The organism is Flagellimonas algarum (assembly GCF_040513375.1).
GTDB classification, from domain to species: domain Bacteria; phylum Bacteroidota; class Bacteroidia; order Flavobacteriales; family Flavobacteriaceae; genus Flagellimonas_B; species Flagellimonas_B algarum.
The window spans coordinates 1-5197 of the sequence record NZ_JBEVTG010000009.1 but is presented as its reverse complement, the minus strand read 5'-3'; the positions used below and the strand labels follow the sequence as shown (position 1 = coordinate 5197).

2 tRNA genes and 2 rRNA genes are annotated in these 5197 nt (G+C 53.9%); all 4 read right to left on the bottom strand.

Annotated elements, in window-relative coordinates:
* Positions 1-95: 95 nt before the first annotated feature.
* The 4 genes from ABV409_RS16650 to ABV409_RS16635 all read right to left on the bottom strand — a co-directional run bounded on the left by ABV409_RS16650 (position 96) and on the right by ABV409_RS16635 (position 5032).
* A 23S ribosomal RNA gene (locus ABV409_RS16650) occupies positions 96-2908 on the bottom strand.
* 218 nt (positions 2909-3126) lie between these two features.
* Positions 3127-3200, bottom strand: a tRNA-Ala gene (locus ABV409_RS16645).
* Between the two features lie 122 nt (positions 3201-3322).
* A tRNA-Ile gene (locus ABV409_RS16640) sits at positions 3323-3396 on the bottom strand.
* 112 nt (positions 3397-3508) lie between these two features.
* Positions 3509-5032, bottom strand: a 16S ribosomal RNA gene (locus tag ABV409_RS16635).
* Together the 16S and 23S rRNA genes with 2 tRNA genes alongside form the textbook arrangement of a ribosomal RNA operon.
* Positions 5033-5197 lie beyond the last annotated feature (165 nt).

The following is a 5197-nucleotide window of genomic DNA, read 5'->3' as shown; positions in this document are numbered from 1 at the left end:
ATGACATATGTTGGGACCGCATGTGCGGTTCAAGTGAAGTGACTTTGAGTGGTAGTATTTCCTACAGGGTTTAGCTTAAGAACTGCCGAGGGGCAGTGCGCAAGCATACGGGCAATTAGTACCGCTCGGCTGCGGACATCACTGCCCTTGCACCTACGGCCTATCAACGTGGTCATCTCCCACGGCCCTTTAAAGAGATCCCATCTTGCGGCGGGTTTCGCGCTTATATGCTTTCAGCGCTTATCCCATCCCGACATAGCTACCCAGCGATGCCCCTGGCGGGACAACTGGTGCACCAGCGGTCGGTCCAGTTCGGTCCTCTCGTACTAGAACCAGATCCGCGCAAATCTCTGACGCCCGCAGTAGATAGAGACCGAACTGTCTCACGACGTTCTGAACCCAGCTCGCGTGCCACTTTAATGGGCGAACAGCCCAACCCTTGGGACCTTCTCCAGCCCCAGGATGTGACGAGCCGACATCGAGGTGCCAAACCCCCCCGTCGATGTGAGCTCTTGGGGGAGATCAGCCTGTTATCCCCGGAGTACCTTTTATCCTTTGAGCGATGGCCCTTCCATACGGAACCACCGGATCACTATGCCCCACTTTCGTGCCTGTTCGACCTGTATGTCTCACAGTCAAGCGCCCTTGTGCCATTGCACTCTGCGCACGGTTGCCAAGCGTGCTGAGGGCACCTTTGGAAGCCTCCGTTACTCTTTTGGAGGCGACCACCCCAGTCAAACTACCCACCACGCACTGTCCCTCTCGCGAGGTTAGGCCCCGGACAAACGAAGGCTGGTATTTCAACAACGGATCCAACATGCCTGGCGACACGCCTTCAAATCCTCCCAGCTATCCTACACATCCCTTGCCCAGGGTCAATACGAAGCTATAGTAAAGGTTCACGGGGTCTTTTCGTCCCACTGCGGGTAACCGGCATCTTCACCGATACTACAATTTCACCGAGATCATGGCCGAGACAGTGTCCAGATCGTTGCACCATTCGTGCAGGTCGGAACTTACCCGACAAGGAATTTCGCTACCTTAGGACCGTTATAGTTACGGCCGCCGTTTACCGGGGCTTCAGTTCAATGCTTCACCTTACGGATAACATCTCCCTTTAACCTTCCGGCACCGGGCAGGTGTCAGGCCATATACTTCTTCTTTCGAATTCGCATAGCCCTGTGTTTTTGATAAACAGTCGCCTGGACCTCTTCACTGCGGCCTGCCGAAGCAGGCGACCCTTCTCCCGAAGTTACGGGTCGATTTTGCCTAGTTCCTTAGCCATGAATCTCTCGAGCGCCTTAGAATACTCATCCCAACCACCTGTGTCGGTTTACGGTACGGGCCGCGATACTCGCTTTTCTTGGAGGCACCTACGCTGGATTATCACCGCGGCCGTGGCCTTGGTGTACTATCCCCGAAGGTTCAACGTGCTATTCCGTCAGCACGCACCAACTCCGGTGCCCCGTCACTTTCAACGTATCGCGGGTACGGGAATGTTCACCCGTTGCCCATCCACTGCCCCTTTCGGGTTCGCGTTAGGTCCCGACTGACCCCCGGCTGATTAGCATGGCCGGGGAAACCTTGGTCTTTCGGCGTGCGGGTTTCTCGCCCGCATTATCGTTACTTATGCCTACATTTTCGTTCGTGACCGCTCCAGCATGCCTCACGGCACACCTTCAAGGCAGGCACGATGCTCCCCTACCGCCCTTGCGGGCCCATGGCTTCGGTAATGTACTTATGCCCGATCATTATCCATGCGGAACCGCTCGACCAGTGAGCTGTTACGCACTCTTTAAATGAATGGCTGCTTCCAAGCCAACATCCTGGCTGTCTATGCAGTTCCACCGCGTTTTATCAACTTAGTACATATTTGGGGACCTTAGCCGATGGTCCGGGTTGTTTCCCTCTCGGACATGGACCTTAGCACCCATGCCCTCACTGCAGTAAACCATTTTATAGCATTCGGAGTTTGTCAGGAATTGGTAGGCGGTGAAGCCCCCGCATCCAATCAGTAGCTCTACCTCTATAAAACTGTTACTACGCTGCACCTAAATGCATTTCGGGGAGTACGAGCTATTTCCGAGCTTGATTGGCCTTTCACCCCTACCCACAGGTCATCCCAAGACTTTTCAACGTCAACGGGTTCGGTCCTCCACTGTGTGTTACCACAGCTTCAACCTGCCCATGGGTAGATCGCACGGTTTCGCGTCTACTACTACTGACTATGGCGCCCTGTTCAGACTCGCTTTCGCTACGGATCCGCACCTGAAGTGCTTAACCTTGCCAGTAAAAGTAACTCGTAGGCTCATTATGCAAAAGGCACGCCGTCACCACGAATGGCTCCGACCGCTTGTAGGCGTATGGTTTCAGGGTCTGTTTCACTCCCTTGTTCAGGGTTCTTTTCACCTTTCCCTCACGGTACTGGTTCACTATCGGTCTCCCAGGAGTATTTAGCCTTGGCGGATGGTCCCGCCGGGTTCACACAGGGTTTCACGTGCCCCGCGCTACTCAGGATACCGCTATGCATTAAACGACTTGCCCGTACGGGACTGTCACCCTCTACGGTGCGGCTTTCCAACCGCCTCCGGTTCGTCGTTCATACAATATCGCGGTCCTACAACCCCAAGGTTGCCGAAACAACCTTGGTTTGGGCTGTTCCGCTTTCGCTCGCCACTACTCACGGAATCACTCTTGTTTTCTTCTCCTCCGCCTACTTAGATGTTTCAGTTCAGCGGGTTCGCCCCCCTTGCGGGGTGACAGGCCTTCAACCTGCCGGGTTGCCCCATTCGGAAATCCACGGATCAACACTCGTGTGCAGTTCCCCGTGGCTTATCGCAGCTTATCACGTCCTTCGTCGCCTCTGGGAGCCTAGGCATCCCCCATACGCCCTTTGCTTGCTTGTCGCACTGACGGGACCAAAGTCCCGCAATGCCCTCGTAATCCTTAATATATTGTAAACAATGTATTCTATTCTACTACTTAAAGTTTCTTCTCTTGACCTCACATGACCTATCTTTAAGATAAGTATGCTCGGTCCCAATATGTCAATGAACGTTGTCGTGGACCACGACGGCCTTTAAAAAAGACCCGGGCCCAACTGGCGACCCATAAGGGTGCCGACCGTGGAGAATACCGGAGTCGAACCGGTGACCTCCTGCGTGCAAGGCAGGCGCTCTAGCCAGCTGAGCTAATTCCCCATATACTAGTAGTTAGTAATGAGCAGTCAGTAGTCAGTACATAACTACATACCCAACTTCCAGAATTTCCTTCTCAATAATCAATGAACATCCGCCGCGATGGTAACCCATCAAGGCAAAAGTAGTCTCAGGCAGACTCGAACTGCCGACCTCTACATTATCAGTGTAGCGCTCTAACCAGCTGAGCTATGAGACTGTCTCGGTCTTTTAAAAACCAATATATCAATAAACATATCAGGGAACGACAGCTCGAACAACGATCACCACTTCGATCCAAGGAACCGGGCCATCGGGACCCGTTTCTCTAGAAAGGAGGTGTTCCAGCCGCACCTTCCGGTACGGCTACCTTGTTACGACTTAGCCCTAGTTACCAGTCTTGCCCTAGGCCGCTCCTTGCGGTGACGGACTTCAGGCACTCCCGGCTTCCATGGCTTGACGGGCGGTGTGTACAAGGCCCGGGAACGTATTCACCGGATCATGGCTGATATCCGATTACTAGCGATTCCAGCTTCACGGGGTCGAGTTGCAGACCCCGATCCGAACTGTGACCGGTTTTATAGATCCGCGCCCCCTCGCGGGGTGGCTTCCCTCTGTACCGGCCATTGTAGCACGTGTGTAGCCCAGGACGTAAGGGCCGTGATGATTTGACGTCGTCCCCACCTTCCTCACGGTTTGCACCGGCAGTCCCGTTAGAGTCCCCATCTTTACATGCTGGCAACTAACGGTAGGGGTTGCGCTCGTTATAGGACTTAACCTGACACCTCACGGCACGAGCTGACGACAACCATGCAGCACCTTGTAGGTGGTCCGAAGAAAGGGGCGTCTCTGCCCCATGCAACCTACATTTAAGCCCTGGTAAGGTTCCTCGCGTATCATCGAATTAAACCACATGCTCCACCGCTTGTGCGGGCCCCCGTCAATTCCTTTGAGTTTCATTCTTGCGAACGTACTCCCCAGGTGGGACACTTATCACTTTCGCTTGGCCGCCGAGCCCGAAGGCCCGACAGCTAGTGTCCATCGTTTACGGCGTGGACTACCGGGGTATCTAATCCCGTTCGCTCCCCACGCTTTCGTCCATCAGCGTCAGTACGTTGTTAGTCACCTGCCTTCGCGATCGGTGTTCTATGTGATATCTATGCATTTCACCGCTACACCACATGTTCCGGCAACTCCACAACGACTCAAGACCGACAGTATCAAGGGCAGTCCCACGGTTGAGCCGTGGCCTTTCACCCCTGACTTATCGGCCCGCCTACGGACCCTTTAAACCCAATGATTCCGGATAACGCTCGGACCCTCCGTATTACCGCGGCTGCTGGCACGGAGTTAGCCGGTCCTTATTCTCACGGTACCGTCAGCTCCCCTCACGAGGGGAGGTTTCTTCCCGTGTAAAAGCAGTTTACAACCCATAGGGCAGTCATCCTGCACGCGGCATGGCTGGATCAACCTTTCGGCCATTGTCCAATATTCCTCACTGCTGCCTCCCGTAGGAGTCTGGTCCGTGTCTCAGTACCAGTGTGGGGGATCCCCCTCTCAGGGCCCCTAACCATCGCTGTCTTGGTGAGCCGTTACCTCACCAACTAACTAATGGTACGCATGGCCATCCCTGTCCGATAAATCTTTAAACACGATATCATGCGATACCGTGTTACCATGGGGCATTAATCCAAATTTCTCTGGGCTATTCCCCTGACAGGGGCAGGTTCCATACGCGTTCCGCACCCGTGCGCCGGTCGTCAGCGGGGTGCAAGCACCCCCTGTTACCCCTCGACTTGCATGTGTTAGGCCTGCCGCTAGCGTTCATCCTGAGCCAGGATCAAACTCTTCATTGTTGTTTCTTGAATATTATTAGGTACCCAATAAACCCGCAATGGTTCCTTGACGTCAAAATGGTTTTCGTTATTCTAATTTCTACGCTGTCGTATTCCCAATATGTATATGAACTTCTCTTATTCTTCCCGATAAAAAAAGATCCACCGTAACCGGAGAACCCCTCC